The sequence below is a fragment of the Janibacter alkaliphilus genome (assembly GCF_013408565.1).
In the GTDB taxonomy this organism is placed as follows: domain Bacteria; phylum Actinomycetota; class Actinomycetes; order Actinomycetales; family Dermatophilaceae; genus Janibacter; species Janibacter alkaliphilus.
Genome location: NZ_JACBZX010000001.1, coordinates 879681 through 897336, shown reverse-complemented (window position 1 = coordinate 897336; position 17656 = coordinate 879681). Strand labels below are relative to the sequence as shown.

At 75.1% G+C, this 17656-nt stretch carries 10 protein-coding genes and 1 pseudogene; 6 read left to right on the top strand and 5 right to left on the bottom strand.

Translation table 11 applies throughout. The annotated features are described in order from the left end of the window. Nucleotides 1–22: 22 nt before the first annotated feature. Nucleotides 23–1012 (bottom strand): annotated as a pseudogene (locus tag BJY28_RS17005) (SulP family inorganic anion transporter); the annotation flags it as partial. Nucleotides 1013–1233: 221 nt separating this feature from the next. On the opposite strand from BJY28_RS17005, the gene BJY28_RS04270 reads away from it, so the two are divergent. From BJY28_RS04270 to BJY28_RS04250, 5 genes are all read left to right on the top strand, one after another. Further along, nucleotides 1234–2220 carry an LLM class flavin-dependent oxidoreductase gene (locus tag BJY28_RS04270; RefSeq protein ID WP_179461904.1) on the top strand — a complete coding sequence of 329 codons (987 nt, stop codon included), beginning with the start codon at nucleotides 1234–1236 and terminating at the stop codon, nucleotides 2218–2220. A 198-nt stretch (nucleotides 2221–2418) separates the two neighbouring features. Continuing rightward, a complete protein-coding gene (locus BJY28_RS04265) occupies nucleotides 2419–3396 on the top strand; it encodes an ATP-binding cassette domain-containing protein (RefSeq protein WP_179461903.1) in 978 nt (325 codons plus the stop codon). Further along, nucleotides 3393–4220 carry an ABC transporter permease gene (locus BJY28_RS04260; protein WP_179461902.1) on the top strand — a complete coding sequence of 276 codons (828 nt, stop codon included), beginning with the start codon at nucleotides 3393–3395 and terminating at the stop codon, nucleotides 4218–4220. Before BJY28_RS04265 ends, BJY28_RS04260 begins: the two co-directional genes overlap by 4 nt. A gap of 44 nt (nucleotides 4221–4264) precedes the next feature. Continuing rightward, a complete protein-coding gene (locus BJY28_RS04255) occupies nucleotides 4265–5716 on the top strand; it encodes an Orn/Lys/Arg family decarboxylase (RefSeq protein ID WP_218875166.1) in 1452 nt (483 codons plus the stop codon). Nucleotides 5717–5865: 149 nt separating this feature from the next. Next, nucleotides 5866–6345 carry an ASCH domain-containing protein gene (locus BJY28_RS04250; RefSeq protein WP_179461901.1) on the top strand — a complete coding sequence of 160 codons (480 nt, stop codon included), beginning with the start codon at nucleotides 5866–5868 and terminating at the stop codon, nucleotides 6343–6345. Between the two features lie 73 nt (nucleotides 6346–6418). Here BJY28_RS04250 and recD read toward each other — a convergent pair whose 3' ends face one another. The 3 genes from recD to recC are packed head-to-tail and all read right to left on the bottom strand — an operon-like array spanning nucleotide 6419 to nucleotide 15293. After that, nucleotides 6419–8548 carry an exodeoxyribonuclease V subunit alpha gene (recD, locus tag BJY28_RS04245; protein ID WP_343036955.1) on the bottom strand — a complete coding sequence of 710 codons (2130 nt, stop codon included), beginning with the start codon at nucleotides 8546–8548 and terminating at the stop codon, nucleotides 6419–6421. Next, entirely contained in the window at nucleotides 8545–11973 is a 3429-nt protein-coding gene (locus BJY28_RS04240) for a UvrD-helicase domain-containing protein (RefSeq protein ID WP_343036954.1), read from the bottom strand. The genes recD and BJY28_RS04240 overlap by 4 nt, the downstream gene beginning before the upstream one ends. Beyond that, a complete protein-coding gene (gene recC / locus BJY28_RS04235; RefSeq protein ID WP_246313559.1) occupies nucleotides 11970–15293 on the bottom strand; it encodes an exodeoxyribonuclease V subunit gamma in 3324 nt (1107 codons plus the stop codon). The genes BJY28_RS04240 and recC overlap by 4 nt, the downstream gene beginning before the upstream one ends. A gap of 148 nt (nucleotides 15294–15441) precedes the next feature. Here recC and BJY28_RS04230 point away from each other — a divergent pair, with 148 nt between their 5' ends. After that, the gene (locus BJY28_RS04230) at nucleotides 15442–15942 is read left to right on the top strand and encodes an inorganic diphosphatase (RefSeq protein WP_218875164.1); all 501 of its coding nucleotides are present in this window, start codon (nucleotides 15442–15444) and stop codon (nucleotides 15940–15942) included. Between the two features lie 163 nt (nucleotides 15943–16105). Here the strand turns inward: BJY28_RS04230 and BJY28_RS04225 are convergent, their stop codons facing one another. After that, the gene (locus BJY28_RS04225) at nucleotides 16106–17632 is read right to left on the bottom strand and encodes an HNH endonuclease signature motif containing protein (RefSeq protein ID WP_179461899.1); all 1527 of its coding nucleotides are present in this window, start codon (nucleotides 17630–17632) and stop codon (nucleotides 16106–16108) included. Nucleotides 17633–17656: the final 24 nt, after the last annotated feature.

Genomic DNA, 17656 nt, shown 5'->3' with positions numbered 1-17656 from the left:
GGTCGAGCACCGCGGTGACCACCACCGCGGCCAGCACCGCCTGCGGCAGCTGCTCGAAGAGCCCGGTGAGCAGCAGCAGGGTCAGCACGGTGAGACCGGCGACGACGAGGTTGGCCAGCTGGGTGCGGCCGCCGGCCGCGCCCATCACCGCGGTCTTGGAGAGGCTGCCGTTGACGACCATCCCGCCGACCAGCCCGGAGCCCACGTCGGACGCCCCGGTGGCCACCAGCTCCCGGTCCGGGTCGATCCGGCGGCCCTCCTTCGCGGCGTAGGTCTTGGCGGCGGCCAGCCCCTCGACGAAGCCGACGAGCAGCAGCGCCGCGGCCGGCCCCAGCAGCCCGGTGACCTCCCCGAGGTCGGTCCCGGGGAGGCCGAGACCGGGCAGCCCTGAGGGGACGTGTCCGACCACGGCGACCCCGGCCTCGTCGAGCCCGGCGAGGGCGCTGACCGCGATCCCGAGGGCGACCACCACCAGCGCCCCGGGCCAGCGCGGGAGCACCCGCCGCAGCCCGAGCAGCAGGGCCAGCGCGCCGAGACCGACGGCCGCCGTCGGCAGGTGGGCGCCGCCCAGGCTCGTCACGGTCTCGACAGTCTCGGCGAGGACCGGACCCTCTCCGGTCTCGATCCCGAGCAGGTGCGGCAGCTGGCCGAGCAGGATGGTCGCGGCCAGCCCGACGACGAACCCCTTGAGCACCGGGGTGGAGACGAAGGCGGCCAGGAAGCCCAGCCGGAGCAGCCCGGCGACGATCCCCACCGCCCCGGTGAGCAGGGCGAGCAGCACGGTCACCCGCAGCACCTCCGCGGGCTCGGTGCCGCCGCCGGGCATGCCGCCCAGGTGCGCGCCGACGATGCTCGCCGAGAGCGCCGCGGTCGCCGACATCGGGGCGACGACGAGGTGGCGCGAGCTGCCGAGCAGGGCGTAGATCGCCAGGGCGGGGGCCGCGGCGTAGAGCCCGACCACCGGGGAGACCCCGGCGATCGTGGCGTAGGCCAACGACTCCGGGACGAGCACCGCCCAGACGGTCAGCCCGGCGAGCAGGTCCGGCCGCAGCCAGGTGCGCCGGTAGTCCCGCGCCCATCCGGGCAGCGGCGGGGCCCACCGGTGCCGCTGCTGACCCGTCGCCCGCGTGATGACCGCCTCCTCGAGAGACCGACCCCCCCCACCATCGTCCTCCCGAGGCGGAGGCGATGCACCCTTCGTCCCCCGTCGGTGGGCGGTGCGAGAGTGGGGGCATGCGCCTCTCGCTGCTCGACCTCGCCACCGTCCGTCGCGACCAGCCGGTGGGGGAGGCGCTCGAGCAGAGCGTCACCCTGGCCCAGCAGGCCGACGAGCTGGGCTGCTTCGAGCGGCTGTGGTTCGCCGAGCACCACAACATGTCGGCCATCGCCTCGGCGGCCACCTCGGTGCTGCTGGCCCACGTCGCCGCCCGCACCGAGCGGATCCGGGTGGGCTCCGGCGGGGTGATGCTGCCCAACCACAGCCCGCTGGTGATCGCCGAGCAGTTCGGCACGCTGGCCGAGCTGCACCCCGGGCGGATCGACCTCGGCCTGGGGCGGGCGCCGGGCACCGACCAGGTGACGATGCGGGCGCTGCGCACCGATCCGCAGGCCGCCGAGCGCTTCCCCGACGACGTCCGCGAGCTGCAGGGCTACCTCGGTGACGAGACGCTCGTCCCGGGCATCCACGCGGTGCCCGGCCGCGGCACCCGGGTGCCGCTCTACATCCTCGGCAGCTCCCTCTTCGGCGCTCGGCTGGCGGCCGCCTACGGGCTGCCCTACGCCTTCGCCAGCCACTTCGCCCCGGACGCGCTGCAGCCCGCGGTGGCGGCCTACCGGGCCGAGTTCAGGCCGAGCGCGCAGCTGGAGCAGCCCTACGTCATCGCTGCCGCGAACGTCGTCGCCGCCGAGGACCAGGAGGAGGCCGAGCAGATCGCCCAGCGGGTGCTGCGGGCACGGGTGCGGATGCTCGGCGCCCGGGCGCTGCCCGGCCGGACCATCGACGACACGGTGATGGACACCCTCATGGACAGCCCGGTCGGCGACCAGGCACGGCACATGCTCACCCACACCGTCGTCGGCGACCCGACCCGGGTGGCCGACGGGCTGGCCCGCTTCGCCGAGACCGCGGACGCCGACGAGGTCATGCTCACGAACCCGGCGCCCGAGCTCGCCCAGCGGCAGGCCACCCTCGCCGTCCTCGGCGACCTCACCCCGGCCTGACCTCACCTGTCACCCCTTTATCGGGTAACCCGATAATGGCTCGGTCACCGCAGAAGGCTTCTCCCTGATCAGAGAGGTTCTCTGCGTCGTCGGGCCGCCTCCCTCGTCGTCGGGCTGCTCCCCTCGGCTGGTGTGAGCCCGGTCCCCCTCCGGCAATCGGTTGGCGGGTTGTCGGTGCCAGCCCCTAGGTTGTCCGCCGTGACCGAGAACGCGATCGAGGCCGAGGGCCTCACCAAGAGCTACGGCGCGGTGCAGGCCCTCCGCGGGATCGACCTGGCGGCACCCAGCGGGAGCGTGCTGGGCGTGCTGGGCCCGAACGGCGCCGGCAAGACCACCGCCGTGCGCATCCTGTCCACGCTGATCCGGCCCGACTCCGGCCGGGCCACCGTCGCCGGCGTGGACGTCACCGCCGACCCGCTCGAGGTGCGCCGCCGGATCGGCGTCGCCGGGCAGTACGCCGCGGTCGACGAGTACCTCTCCGGCCGGGAGAACCTCGAGATGATCGGCCGGCTCTACCACTTCGGGGCGAAGCGGGCGAAGGAGCGGGCCGCGACCCTGCTCGCCGACTTCCGTCTCGAGGACGCCGCCGACCGCCCCGCCAAGACCTACTCCGGCGGCATGCGCCGCCGGCTCGACCTCGCCGGGGCGCTGGTCGCGCGGCCGCCGGTGGTCTTCCTCGACGAGCCGACCACCGGGCTCGACCCGCGCTCGCGCGGCGACATGTGGCAGGTCATCCGCGGTCTGGTCGCCGACGGCACCACGGTGCTGCTGACCACCCAGTACCTCGAGGAGGCCGACCAGCTCGCCGACGACATCGTCGTCATCGACCACGGCCAGATCATCGCCCACGGCACCGCCGACCAGCTGAAGTCCGAGGTCGGCGGCGAGCGGCTCATGGTCACCGTCGAGGACGCCGCGCGGATCGGCGACACCGCCGAGGTGCTGCGCGGCGTCGGCATCGGCGAGGTCGAGGTCGACGAGCACACCCGCACCCTGACCGTGCCGGTCAGCGGCGGCACCACCGCCCTCGTCGACGGGGTCACCGCCCTGCGCGAGCGCAGGATCACGGTGCAGGACATCGGGATCCGCCGGCCCACCCTGGACGACGCCTTCCTCACCCTCACCGGCCACAAGGCCGAGGAGGAGCAGACCGAGACCGAGGAGACCAGCGCATGACCCACCTCGTCAGCGACTCCCTGACGATCGTCCGGCGCAACCTCGTCAAGATCAAGCGGGTGCCGGACCTGCTCGTCTTCACCACGCTGCAGCCGATCATGTTCGTGCTGCTCTTCGGCTTCGTCTTCGGCGCCCTGACCGCGGGCAACGCCTCCGGCTACCGCGAGTTCCTCATGGCCGGCATCTTCGCCCAGACCGTCGTCTTCGGCGGCACCTTCACCGGCTTCGGGATGGCCGAGGACATGCAGAAGGGGGTCATCGACCGCTTCCGCACGCTGCCGATGCACCCCGGCGCGGTGCTCTTCGGCCGCACCCTCTCCGACGTCGTCAACAACGTCATCTCGCTCGTCGTCATGGCGCTGACCGGCCTGCTCATCGGCTGGCGCATCCGCGAGGGGATCGTCGGCGCCGTCATCGCCTTCGTCCTGCTGCTGCTCTTCGCCTACGCCATCAGCTGGATCATGGCCTGGGTCGGGCTCAAGGTGCGCAGCCCGGAGATCGTCGGCAACGCCTCCTTCATGGTGATCTTCCCGGTGACCTTCATCGCCAACACCTTCGTGCCCTCGGAGAACCTGCCCGGCGCGCTGAAGACCCTCGCCGGATGGAACCCGGTCTCCACGCTCACCCACTCGGCACGCGACAACTTCGGCAACCTCGGTGCGCTCGCCGAGACCGGGGTGACCGCCGACGCGGCCCGGGAGACGGCGGAGTACACCTGGGCGCTGCAGCACGCCGAGCTCTACACCTTCGGGTGGGTGCTGCTCATCCTGGCGATCTTCGTGCCGCTGTCGATCCGCACCTACCAGCGGACGATGATCAAGTAGGCCCCGGTGCGGCGGGGCGGCGGAGCCGGGTGCACCATGGCGCGGTGCCCCACGACGCTCCCGGATCGATGACGCCCACCCCCGAGGACCCGCGCGGGCTGCGTGCCGACGCGCCGCTCTTCGACGCCTACCTGCGGGCGCTGGCCGAGCCGCGCACCCCCTTCATCATCCCGGGGCACAAGCGGCGGCCCGACCTCATCGGCCCGCTGGCGCTGGGCGACCTGCCGCTCTCCGGCGGGGTCGACGACGTCAAGATGCGCGGCGGCTACCTCGCCGACGCCCAGCAGCGGGCGGCCCGGCTGTGGCGCGCCGATGTCGCCCACTTCTCGGTCGGCGGCTCCACCCACGGCAACCAGGCGCTCATGCTGGCCGTCGCCGGGCCCGGGCAGAAGGTGGTGGTGCCGCGCACCCTGCACCGCTCCCTGCTCAGCGGGCTGGTGATGTCCGGGGCCGAGCCGGTGTGGGTGCTGCCCGAGGTCGACGAGCGGCGCGGGCTGCCGGCCGGGGTGCGTGCCGCCCAGGTCGCCGAGGCGCTGGCGGCCCATCCGGACGCGGTGGCCGTGGTGACCGGGGACCCCGGCTACGTCGGCACCATCGGCGAGCTGCGGGAGACCGCCGAGGTGGCGCACGCGCACGGCGTGCCGCACCTGGTGGACGCCGCCTGGGCCGGGCACTTCGGCTTCCACCCGGACCTGCCGGAGCACGCGATCGCGCTCGGCGCCGATGCCATGGTGACCAGCGTGCACAAGACCCTGCCCGGCTACAGCCAGGCGGCGCTCATCCTCGCCCGCACCGAGCGGATCGACCCGGCCCGGCTGGCTGCGGCGATCGAGACCACCCTGACCACCAGCCCGGCCGGGGCGATCATGGCGAGCATCGATGCCTCCCGCGCGCTGCTCGAGCGCGACGGCGAGGAGCTGCTGGGCCAGGTGCTGCCGCTGGTGGCCGACGCCCGGCGTCGACTGTCGCGGATCGACGGGGCGCACGTCCTCGACGGCGCCGACGTGGACCCGGCGAAGATCGTCGTGCAGCTGCCCGGCACCGGCGCCGACGGGGTGGCCGTCGAGCAGGACCTGCTCGACGAGGGCCTGCCGCTGGAGATGGCCGACCGGGACACCCTGGTCGCGATGATCACCCTCGCCGACGGCGCCACCGAGCTCGACGTGCTGGTCGGCGCGCTGACCCGCTCCATCGAGCGGCGTCGCGGCGCGCCGCGCCCGGTGGTCGGTGCCGCGTCGTGGACGGTGCAGCCGCAGACGGTGGTGCCGCCCCGTCAGGCCTTCTTCGCCGAGCACGAGGCGGTCGCCGGCAACGAGGCGGTGGGCCGGGTCAGCGCCGAGCTGGTCGCGCCCTACCCGCCCGGGGTGCCGGTGCTGGCCCCCGGCGAGCGGATCACCTCCACCGCGCTGGCCGCGCTGCGCGAGGCGCGGGACGCCGGCACACGCATCGCCTACGCCGCGGACCCGAGCCTGGCCACCCTGCGCGTCCTGCGCTGACGGCCGCCACGGCGTCGTCGTCGGCACCGTCATCGGCGGCGGCACGAGCCGCAGCGGCAGCAGCCGGCCGCCGCATGGATCGACGACGGCACGGAGCGGCGACGGCATGGATCGGCGACGGCGCGAGCCGGTGCGGCACGATGGTGGTCATGGACGAGATCGAGGCCTTCTGGGAGCGGGCGAAGCGGTCCGCGGACCTGGCCGGGGTGCCCGACTACACCGGCGTGAACCCGCTGGAGGTGCTGCGGCCGCCCGCATGGGCCTTCGGCGCCACGCCGGCGCAGGCCGACACCCTGCTGCGTCTCGTCCTCGACGGGACGAAGACCGCCACCGCCAGCTCGGCCGCGGACTACGAGGTCGAGGGGGAGGCGCTGCCCGAGCGGGGGACCCTGGGCATCGTGCTCGACGGTCAGGGCCACCCGAGGGCGCTCGTCGTGACGACCAGGGTGCGGGTGGTCCCCTTCGGCGAGGTGGACGCCGCCCATGCCCACGACGAGGGCGAAGGGGACCGGTCGCTGGCCACCTGGCGCCGGGACCACCAGGACTTCTGGCAGCGGCACAGCCCGGCCGGCTTCAGCGAGGACATGCCGGTGGTGCTGGAGGAGTTCCGGGTGCTGCACCAGGAGTGACGCGCCCCGGAGCACGGGTCAGCGACGGGTGCGGGGCGGCGGCCGAGCGTCGGCCCGCGGGCCGAGCAGCCGCTCAGCGCCGGTCGGTCAGCGTGCGCCGCAACCCGCTGGCCCGCCGCGTCCGACGGATCACCGCCGCCCGCACCGCGGCCTCGCTGCCGACGAGCACGACCTGTTCCTGAGCGCGCGTGACGGCGGTGTAGAGCAGCTCGCGGGTCAGCAGCCGCGAGCCGTCGTCGGGCAGCAGCACCGTGACGGTCCGCGCCTGGCTGCCCTGGCTCTTGTGCACCGTCGAGGCGTGCGCCGTCTCGACGTCGGCGAGCCGGGCCACCGGGTGGGTCCGCACCCCGCCGGCGGCATCCATGGCGGCGACCAGCCGTCCGCTCCCGTCGCGCACCACGACGCCGGGATCGCCGTTGAAGAGCCCCAGCCCGAGGTCGTTGCGGGTGACCAGCAGCGGCTCACCGACGTAGCGCCCCGAGCCGTGGTGCCCCGACCTGACCGGGTCCGCGGTGGCCTCGGTGAGCCACCGCTGGGTGCGCCGGACCCAGCTGCTCACGCCCCACGGGCCGTCGCGGTGGGCGCAGAGCAGGCGGTGCTCACCGAGCTGCGCGACCGCTGCCGTGGTCTCTCCGGCCGCGGCGTGCGCCCGTAGCTGCAGCGCGTGCCCGAGCAGCGCCGGTCGGACGGCGGTCTCCGCCGCGAGCAGCGCGGCCCGGGTCTGGTCGGCGTCGTCCGCGGAGGTCGCCGGCAGCTCGACGAGCCGCACCGCGTCGTCCTCGGAGGAGAGCGCGGCCAGCGCCGCGTCCGGGTCGCCGTCCCGGATCGCCGCCGCCAGGCGCCCGATGGCGGGACCGAACCGGTGCGAGGTGCGCAGCGCCGACACGGGCGACACAGGCACGGGTGACCTGGGCACCAGCATCGGGAGCCGCCTGTCATCGCTGGTCAGCACCGGCTCGGTCGGCTCGGTCGGCGAGTCGGTCGCGGCCTCCACGATCGTCGGCTCGCGGGCATCGTCCTCGCCGTGTCCCTCGTCGATGCCGGTCGGCTGCGGCTCGTCCAGCCCCGCGACGAGGTCGGCCAGCACCGCGCCGGCCTCGACCGACGCGAGCTGGTCCGGATCGCCGACGAGCACCAGGCGGGCCGTCGGCCGGACCGCCTCGAGCAGCCGTGCGGTGAGGGTCAGCGAGAGCATCGACGCCTCGTCGACGACGACGACGTCGTGCGGCAGCGGGTTGCGGCGGTCGCGGGCGAAGCGGGTGCGCGAGCGGTTCCAGCCCAGCAGCCGGTGCACCGTCGCGGACTCGATGCCCTCGAGCCGTGCCCGGTCCGACGCGTCCATCCCGGCCGCCGCCTCCAGCACCGACTCGCGCAGCCGCGCGGCAGCCCGCCCGGTGGGCGCGGCCAGCACCACCCGCAGCGGCCGGCCCGCGGCGCGCTCGTGCTGCTCGGCCAGCAGGGTCACCAGCCCGGCGACGGTGGAGGTCTTGCCGGTGCCGGGGCCACCGGTGAGGATCGTCGTCGTGCGCGCGAGCGAGGCGCGCACGGCGGAGCGCTGCTCCGCCCAGCTGTCGCCGGGGAAGACCCGGTCGAGACCCGCCTCCAGCAGCCCTGGGTCCACCGAGGCTGCCGGGACCGCCATCCGCGACCGGAGATCGTCGGCGACCTGACGCTCCTCGCGCCAGTAACGGTCGAGGTAGACCAGCCCGTGCTCGACCCGCAGCACGGACTCGGCGGCCAGGCGGCTACCGGTCACCCGCTGCAGCCACCCGCCGAGATCGGCGGCGGCTGCGCGCCCTTCGCCCCCGACCCCCTCGCGCTCGCCTTCGTCGCTGCTGTCCCCGTCGCCCCCGACCCCTTCGCCCCCGACACCCTCGCTCCCGTCCAGCGCGCCGTCGGCGGTCGCGAGGATCGCACCTGCCTCGGTCGGGTCGAGGCAGGTCGACCCCTCGCGGACCGCGCGCACCGCCAGCGCCAGCGTGACGACCACCAGCGGATCCGGCTCGTCCACGAGCACCCCGAGCCGGGAGGCCACGTGCACGTCGGCGGCCTCCAGCCAGCCGCCGGCGTTGAGCCGACCCAGCCAGCCGGTGGCGCCGAGGGCCAGCCGCCGGTCGCCCGGCACCGGGTCGAAGGACGGAGCGGCAGCCGGGCTTCCGTCGGAGGATGCGGCCGCCTCGGGCGGCTGCGGCACGTCACTCACGACCGGTCCCCCTGACCGTCGAGGAGCCCGGAGACGGCCTCGACCAGCGCCACCGGCGGTCGCCACGAGAAGACCCCGCACGGGTGCCCGTCGACGACCGGCGTCTGCGGCCCGCACATCCCGCGCACGTAGAGGTAGAGGACCCCGCCCAGGTGCTGCTCCGGGTCGTACCCGGCCAGCCGCCAGCGCAGGTAGCGATGCAGCACCACCGCGTAGAGCAGCGCCTGCAGCGGGTAGGAGGAGTGGCCCATGGCCGCATCCAGGGCTGAGCGGTCGTACGCCCGGGCGGTCAGCGGCTCGTCCACCGGGCCCAACCAGTTCGTCTTGTAGTCCACGACGAGGTACCGCCCGTCCACCCGCATGGCGACGTCGACCGACCCGGTGAGGTAGCCGCGCAGCGGCTGGTAGCCGAGCACCGGGTCGTCCAGGCTGCTCGCCCAGGCCCGCACCGGGTCGCCCTCGGGCAGGTGCTCCCGCAGCAACGGCGCCAGGTCTCCGAGCACGACCTGGGCAGGTGACGTCGGCGCCTCGTCACCACCGGCCAGGGGCAGCTCGAAGTCCATCTCGCAGAGCCGGTCTCGCATCGGCACCCGGCGAAGGGTGGTCTCCGCCGCGAGCGGACCGAGCGGGCTGTCGCAGACCGCGACCAGCGCCTCGGCGAGCCGGGAGCGGTCGAGGCCGTCCACCGGCCAGCGCACCACGTGCTCGTCCACCAGCCGGCGCATCTCGGCGGCCAGGTCGTCGGCCTCCGGGTCGGCGTGCTCCAGCACCGCGTGCACCAGGCTGCCGAAGGTGGCCCCGACCGGCAGGTCGGCCATCGGCGAGGGCACATCGGGCGCGGACGTCGGCGCGTCGCCGGCCTCGCACGATCCTCCGTCGTGCTTGGCCGGGACGCTGTCGATGTCCACGCCGACGAGCTCCTCGTCCTGCCGCGGCGGGTCTTCTACCTCGCTGTCGACGAGGCTGAGCGAGGCCGGGGCGATGTCATCGGCGGCCTGGGTGAGCGCCGTGTAGGAGGTCCGCTGCCACTGCGTGTCGACCTCCCGGGTGAAGGCGCGCACCGACAGCTCCGCGGGGGCCTCCTCATCGCCGCGCAGCACACGCGGTCGCGGCTCGACCCGCTCCAGCGACGGGCCGCCGAGGTCTCGCCAGCCGGCGAGCACGGCCATCGCCGTCTGGTCGCCGGGGACCGGCTGCTCGTCGCGGGCCGGGCCCTCGCCGGGCTGTCTGCCGAAGAGCAGCCGGTGCAGCGGGGCAGAGGCGGTGTTCCGGCCGCTGGGGAACCACCAGGTGAGCAGATGGCTCTGCGCCCGGGTCAGCGCGACGTAGACCAGCCGCAGCGACTCACCGAGCTCCTCGGCCTGGTGCGCCTCCTCCCGCTCGCGCCGGCCCCGGTCCGAGCGCACCCCGACGTCGAGGCAGCGCTCCCGCGTCACCGGGTCGTGGAAGCGCAGCGTGTCAGGGGCCTTCCCGGCGTAGCGGTTGCTGAGGAAGGGCGCGACGACGATCGGGTACTGCAGACCCTTGCTGCCGTGGATCGTCGAGAGGTGCACCGCGTCGGCGTCGGAGTCCAGGCGCCGGCTGCGCTCGGTCCGGGTGTCGTCGGCGATGCGTTCGCGCAGCCAGGTGGACAGCGACGCCAGCCCGTCACCCTCGTTGACCGCGCGCTGGTGCAGCAGCTCGGCCAGGTGGCGCAGGTCGGTCAGGTGCCGGGCGCCGCCGGCGGTCCCGAGCACCCTCGCGTCCAGACCACTCGAGGCGGCGGCCGCCATCACCGCGGCCACCCCTCGTCGGGCGAAGAGCTCGCTCCACCGGCGCAGCCGACGGGCCAGGTCGTCGGCGAGCTCGTCCCCGCCGTCCTCCAGCGCGACCGCGTCCAGCCCGACGAAGGGGGTCAGCCCCGCCGCCCGCACCCGCGGCGGCCGGTGGGTCGCCTCCAGCGCCTCGAGCAGGGTCAGCCACTGCGCGGCCGCCGCCGAGCCGAAGATGCTGTCGGTGCCGACCATCACCGAGCGCAGCCCGACCTCGGCGAGCGCCGAGCGCACCTGCTCCAGCTCGTCGTTGGTGCGCGCCAGCACCGCGACGTCACCGGCGCGCACCGGCCGTCCCGCAAAGGTCAGTCCGGCGTCGACGAGCCGGGCGATCTCGTGCGCCGCGTCCCGGGCGACGAGCTCGCGCACCCGCCTGATGAGGATCCGCCCGTCGTCCTCGGCCACCAGCTCGCGGGGCACCACCCGCAGCCGCATCGGCGGGGCGCTGTCGCCGCGGGGGGTGAGCAGCCGTCCCTCGGTCAGCCGGGTGCCGACGTCGTGCACGACGATCTGCTCGTCGCCCAGCTCGGCGCCGCGCAGCACCGTCCCGAGGGCGTGCACGAGCGGCGCGTCGGAGCGGTGGTTGGTACCGAGGGTGTGCCGGGTCCCGGCGGACCTGCTGGCCTCCAGGTAGGTGTCGACGTCGCCGCCGCGGAAGCCGTAGATGGCCTGCTTGGGGTCGCCGATCAGCACGAGCGTGCTGTGCCCCGTGAAGGCGCGGTCGAGCACCTGCCACTGCACCGGGTCGGTGTCCTGGAACTCGTCGACGAGCACCACCCGCCACCGCTGCCGCATCCGGCGCCGCGCCGGCGAGTCCTCATCGGCCAGGGCGTCGGCGAGCTGGCCCAGCAGGTCGTCGAAGCTGAGCACGCCCAGCTGCCGCTTGCGGCGGTCCATCTCCTCCCGGACCCGGCGGGCGAAGGTCACCCGGGCCGCGTCCGCCGGGTCGGGCGGGGGCTGGGTCGGGACCAGGGTGGCGTGCGGGTCCTCGGTCGCCCGGGCGGCGACGGCCGCCGCCTCGGCGTGGCTGAGCGGGGGCTCGCCGCCGGAGGGTCCGGCCACCTCGGCGAGGTAGAGGTCGGCGACCACCTCGTCGCGCAGGTCGCTGAGGTCCTCCACCAGCCGTGCGCGGCTGTCCGTGTCGCCGGCCACGCCGAGACCGCGCAGCACCACCTGGCAGAACTGGTGGGTCGTCGCGATCGTCGCCGCGTCGAAGCCGGTGAGCGCCTCGCGCAGCCGACGGGTCCGCTCGGCGACCTGCTCCGGGTCTCCCTGGCGCAGCAGCTCGACCACCGGGTCGTCGGAGCCGGACGCCGGGTCGCTCAGCGCGCCGTAGACGTGCCGCAGGTGCTCGCGCACCCGCTCGCGCAGCTCCTGGCTGGCTGCCCGGCCGAAGGTGATGACGAGCATCTCGTCGAGCCGGGCGACGCCGTCGGCGACGTAGCGCGCCACCAGCGCGCCGATCGTCCAGGTCTTGCCGGTGCCGGCGCTGGCCTCGAGCAGGGTGGTGCCGGTGGGCAGCGGGCCGGTGACGTCGAAGGGGGTCAGCCCCGCCGCCGTCGCCGTCGTGCCCTGCACGGGGGTCTCGGTGGTCTCGTCCACGGGGCCGGTCACGGTGTCCTCCGGTTCGCCAGCACCGGACGCCAGATCGCAGGCGCCTGGGTCGGCAGGGAGCCGTCGAGGTCTCCCGGTCCGGTCTGGGTGAGCCGCTCCAGCGGGGCGGCGGCGCCGAGCAGCCGGGTCCACCAGCGGTCCTCGGACTCGGGGAAGCGGCCGGCCCACTCGCCGCCCGCAGCGTTGCGCGCGGCCCGGGTCCGGCGGCCGTCGCCCGCGGCCTCGGCCCAGGCCCGCCCGGTCTTGACCGGCACGAGCACCGGGATCTGCTGACCGACGGCCCGCACCTGCGCGAGCGTGGACAGGTGCGCGCGGGCGGCCTCGGCCGGCAGCGGCCCGAGGATGGCGCCGCGGCCCTTGCCGAGCACCGCGGCCTGGTGGGCCTCGTCCCGCCCGGAGGCAGCGACCAGCGCGAGCAGCCGCGCCCAGGCGCCGATCTCGTGCCTGGCGCCGACCCGGCTGTAGGTGGCGTCGACGATGTTGCCGGCGTGCACGCCGTCGACCGTGCCGGTCAGCCGGAGGCCGTCGAGCAGGTCGACGGTGACGTCCACGGAGGCGGCCGGGGATCCTCCGGTGAAGCGGTCGAGGTCACGGACGACCCCTTCGACGACCTGCTGCACCTCCCGCAGCGCCGTCGTGCCCAGCTCGCCCGGCGGCAGCTCGCCACGCAGCAGCTCCGCACGGTAGGCGTCCTCGCCGGTGGCCCCGGCCCGGCGCGCCCGCAGCACCCGGTCGCCGACCTGCCAGCGCTCCAGGGCGTCGAGGTCCAGGGGGATGCGTTCGCCGAGCTCGTCGGCCTCGCGGGGGAGCGCGATGCCGAGGCGGTCGCGGAGGAAGCCGCGGGCCGGGTTCTCGAGGAAGGAGACGAGGTCGGCCAGGGCGACCTCGGTGCGGAGGTCTCCGGGCGGGGCCAGGGCCGACGGCACCAGCGAAGGTGGGTCGTCGAGATCCTGGGCGGCCCGTGCCCCGGCCAGCGCGGCCCGGTCGAAGCTGAAGGGCTCCTCCAGGTCGAGACCACCCGGCCGCAGGTTGCGCTCGTCGAAGGGCTGCAGCGGGTGCGCGATCACCCGCGGCAGCGCGGGGTCCGTGGTGGTCTCCCGGGCCGCGTCGATGAGCTCGCCGACCGGGACCGCCGGCGGGCGACGCTCACCGGTGCGCTCGTCGGCGCCGGTCCACAGCACGACCAACCGCTCGGTGGCGGCCATCACCGCATCGAGCAGCAGCTGCCGGTCCTCGCTGCGGGCGTCCCGCTCGCCGGTCAGCGGGTCCCGGGCGAGCACGTCGTCGCCGTCGACCGTGGGCTGGCGCGGGTAGGCGCCGTCGTCGAGGCCGAGCAGGCAGATGACCCGGTGCGGCACCGAGCGCATCGGCACCATCGTGCACACGGTGAGGGTCCCGGTGCGAAAGCTCGCCCGGGTCGGTCGACCCTCGAGCCGGTCGTCGAGCAGCACCCGCACGTCGGCGACCCGCAGCGGCACGTCGGTCGGGGCGTGCTCGGCCGCCTCGGCGAGCACCCGGTCGAGGCCGGCGACCTGCCACACCTCGGTGGGGTCGGTCTCGGTCAGCCCGCGGACGGTAGCGCCGAGGGTGGTCATCCACTCCTGGGCGGTGCCGGAGCCGCCGAGGGCGTCCAGGCCGGTGACCAGCCGGTCCATCAGCTCGCTGAGCCGGCCGACGAGATCGACGCTCCCGGAGCCGACGTCGTCGACCGGGAGCACCGCGGCGACGTGCGGCGGGCCGTCGGCGGAGACCGCGGTGCCCAGCAGCAGCCGGTCCAGGCCGGCCCGCCAGGTGTTCGCGTCGACGGTCCCGAGGCCGAAGGGGGCCCGGTGGGCGGCGTCCCAGCCCCAGCGCACGGCGGTCTCGCCGAGCCAGTCGGTGATCGTCTCGAGGTCCTCGTCGTCGATCCGGAAGCGTCGGCGGACCGGTGCGGTCGAGACGAGGTCGAGCACGTCGCCGGCGGTGAGTCGACCGTCGACGAGGTCGATGATCCGGGCGGCGACCTCCAGCAGCGGGTTGGTCCCCTCCAGCGAGCGGTCGGCCAGCCGGACCCGCAGCCGGTGCGCCGGGTGGGTGTCGATGCCGTCGTCGTCCTGCCCGAGGTCGCCGAGGCCGAAGGCGGCCCCGATGAGCGGGGCGTAGGTCTCCACGTCGGGGCACATCACGAGGATGTCCCGCGGCTGCAGCGTGGGGTCGTCCTGCAGCAGCCCGACGAGCACCTCGCGCAGCACCTCGACCTGCCGGTGCGGGCCGTGGGCGGCGTGCAGCGCCAGGCTGCGGTCGTCGGGGTCGGGGCCCCGCTCGGCGAGCAGGTCGGGCGCCGGGGCCCGACCGGCGCGGACGTCCTCCTGCAGCCAGCCGAGCACGGTCCGGGGCCGGTGCTCGGGCGGGCCGAGGTCGCCGTCGTCGACGATGTCGTCCGGGGACGGCTCGGCGAGCACCCGGACCAGCTCACGGCTGTCCCGGCCGAGCGAGGCGAGCAGCGGATGGCTGACCCGGCGGCCGCTGTCGTCCTCTCGCCGGGGCAGCACACCACCGAGGTCGCGCAGGTCGTCCCACAGGGCGGGCGAGGGCTGGGGGAGCCAGAGGTGCACCTCCCGCTGGGTGCCGAGGGCGGCAAGCAGCTCGACCTCGGTGACCGCCAGCCGGGTGTGCCCGAAGAGGGAGAGCCGGGCCGGCAGGTCGAGGTCGCCGATCCGCCCTTCGCGCAGGTCGTCGACGGTGCTGACGTGCCGCTGGTCCGGGGTCGGTCCGGGGACGACGTCGACGAGGCGGCGCCACAGCTCGGCCTGCCACTGCAGGTCGTCGGGCAGCGGGCGGCCGGCGCCGTCGGTGTTTCGGCCGTCGCGCCAGTCGGTGAGCATCACGGGGCGGGCGAGCGCGTAGCGGTGCAGGTGCGTGGCCAGCCGCAGCGCCACCGAGTAGCGCCGCCCGGCGCGCAGCCGGGCCTCGTCCTCGGCCAGACCGTGGCCCAGGTGGCGGGCGAGGCTGGCGCACCACGGCTCGTCGAGCGAGTCGTCGACGACCTGCAGCAGCGGCCAGACGAGCTGGCGGGGGAGCCACGGGTCGTCGGCCTCGCGGCCGACGAGCTGGGTGATCAGCGAGCTGGGTCGCAGGAAGCGCACCCCGGCGCACACCCCGTCCTGCCCGCCGGGCCCGGAGCCGAGCCGGTGCGAGAGGCGCTGCGCCAGCCACCGCTCGATCCCGCGCTCGGGGACCACGACCACCTCTTCGGCGAAGGGGTCCTCCAGCGGGCGTGACAGCATCGCGGCGAGGCCGTCGGCCAGCCGGTCGGTGCGCTCGGCGCGATGCAGGTGCATGGTCACACCGGCAACCTAACGACCGGCCCCGACAGCCCTGCCGCACCGCCTGACACAGGGTCCGTCGTGTCGGCGATCCGACAGGAGACGGACAGCCGCCAGCGCCGCGGGGTGGTACCGGTGGGGGTGTGAGCGCTACCGTCCGAAGATGGTTGAGAGTTCTACCTGGCCGGACCGTGACGCCATGCACGCCGACGGGGTCTGCGACGTCGTCGTCGAGATCCCTCGCGGCAGCCGTAACAAGTACGAGGTGAACGACGACGGGGAGATGTGGTTCGACCGCCGTCTCGGCGGACCGGCCGGCTTCCCCGGGGACTACGGCTACGTCATCGGCGCCGAGGGCGAGGACGGGGACGGGCTCGATGCCCTGGTGCTCATCGACGAGCCGACCTATCCGGGCATCTACATCCGCACCCGGGTGGTCGCCGCCTTCCTGCTGAAGGTGGGTGAGATCGAGGAGACCAAGCTGATCTGCGTGCCGCGCAACAGCCACTACGTCGACCACCTCGGCGACCTCGGTGACCTGGCCCCGGCCTTCGTCGAGGAGCTGGACTCCTTCTTCGCCGCCTACCGGATGCTCGAGGAGGTCGGGGTCGAGGTGCTCGAGCACCAGGATCGGGAGACCGCCATCGCCACGCTCTGCCGCTGACGGGTCCCCTATCGGTCGGGCTGTCCCGGATGTGCGCCGCTCCTGACGTGCGCCGCTACCGACGCGCCTCGCAGGCTGCCGGAGGGCGGTCTGCGTGCCACGCTGTGCCGCTGACGGGCATGCCTCGACGCCCGCCGTCCTCGGCGGGCGCGGGGCGGGGTGGTCAGGTGTGCCAGGTGACCCCGTCGCCGGTCACGGTGGCGGTGAGGTCGCGCTCGTGCACGAACGTGTGGTGCCGCGGGCAGAGCAGAGCGGCGTTGCTCAGGTCGGTCGCGCCGCCCCGGCTCCACCAGGTCACGTGGTGGGCGTCGCACCACTGCGCGAGCATCGTGCACCCCGGGTAGGAGCAGCCCTGGTCGCGGTGCCAGAGAGCTCGGCGCTGACCAGCCGTGAAGAGGCGGGCGCTGCGCCCGAGATCGAGGATCTGGCTGGGCCCGCCGAGCACGGCGGGCAGGATCGCGGCGTCGCAGGCCATCCGGCGGACCACCGACGGCGGGAGCACCTGACCGGTGGCGGTGACCCCTCCGCCGTGGATCCCGGCGTCGGTCGCGCCCCACGCGCTGCTCGCACCGCCGAGGGCCGTCTGGCCGCCGGTGTGCGAGGTGCTCGGTGGTAGTGCCTGGTCGCGCAGCACGGTCCAGGGGATGGTGACGATGACCTGCGTCTTGTCGGTGGTGGGCATCTCGCCCGGTGCGGAGACACCGCGCCGGACGATCTCGACGAGCGCGTCGGCCTGACGCTGCGGGTGGGTGCGCGTATCGGGGTCCCCGTCCGGCCCGGTCTCGGGGCGGGACAGGGCGGACAGCGCGGCGTCCAGCACCGCCGAGCCCTCAGGGTCGAGGGTCACCCGGTAGCTGGTCATCCCGGCCGGGCCGGGGCACCGGTGCAGCCGTCGGGCGTTGCGCGCGGCGCGGTGCTCCTGCTCGAGATCCCGGCTCGGCCGCAGCAACCGCCCGGTCCGGGTGATCGCCACGCGCAGCTCCCGGTCGGTCATCCCGCCGACCCGCACCGGCCGACCGCGACCCTCCGGTCCGCCAGGCCGGTAGCCGTCCCGGGCCGCGTGCAGCAGCACCCCGAGATCGGTCGCCAGCATCGTCGGGTCGGCCACCGGCGCCACGTCGTCGACGAAGCGCACCAGCCGGTCCGCGCTGCTCGCCGCCAAGTCGCCCCGCTCGAAGGCGGTCAGTACGTCGCCGGTGCCCGCGCTGCGCTCGACCACGCCGAAGACGTCCGGACCCGCTCCCGCGTCGTGGCCGGTGTCCACCTCGCGGCCTGCATCGCAGGGGTCCATGCCGACCGCGCTGTCTCGGTCCGCCACAGACCCGTTCGGGTCGTCGTCCACGTCGGGCACCAGCCCCCGCTGCAGCCCGGCGCGCGCCAGCCGCAGCGCCTGCGCGACGTGACCGGGCGCCGGGTCGGGGGCACGGTCCCCCTCGCACCGGGTCGCCCAGTCGTGGTCGCCCCACCCTCCGTCCCGCGGCAGCCCGCGGGAGAGCCCGTCGCGCAGCAGGGCCACCTCGGCGACGGTGGCGAGGTGACGAAGTCGCCCGAGCTCCGCCAGGGCCTCCGCGATCTCGGCATCGCTCAGCCGCCAGGTGCCTGACCTGCTCGCCCCGTCGACGAGATCGGCGGCAGCGGCCAGCGCCTCGGGGAGCCTCCCGGGGTCGCGGTCTGCCATCGCTGTCGACATGCATCGATCATACGTTCGAGCGCC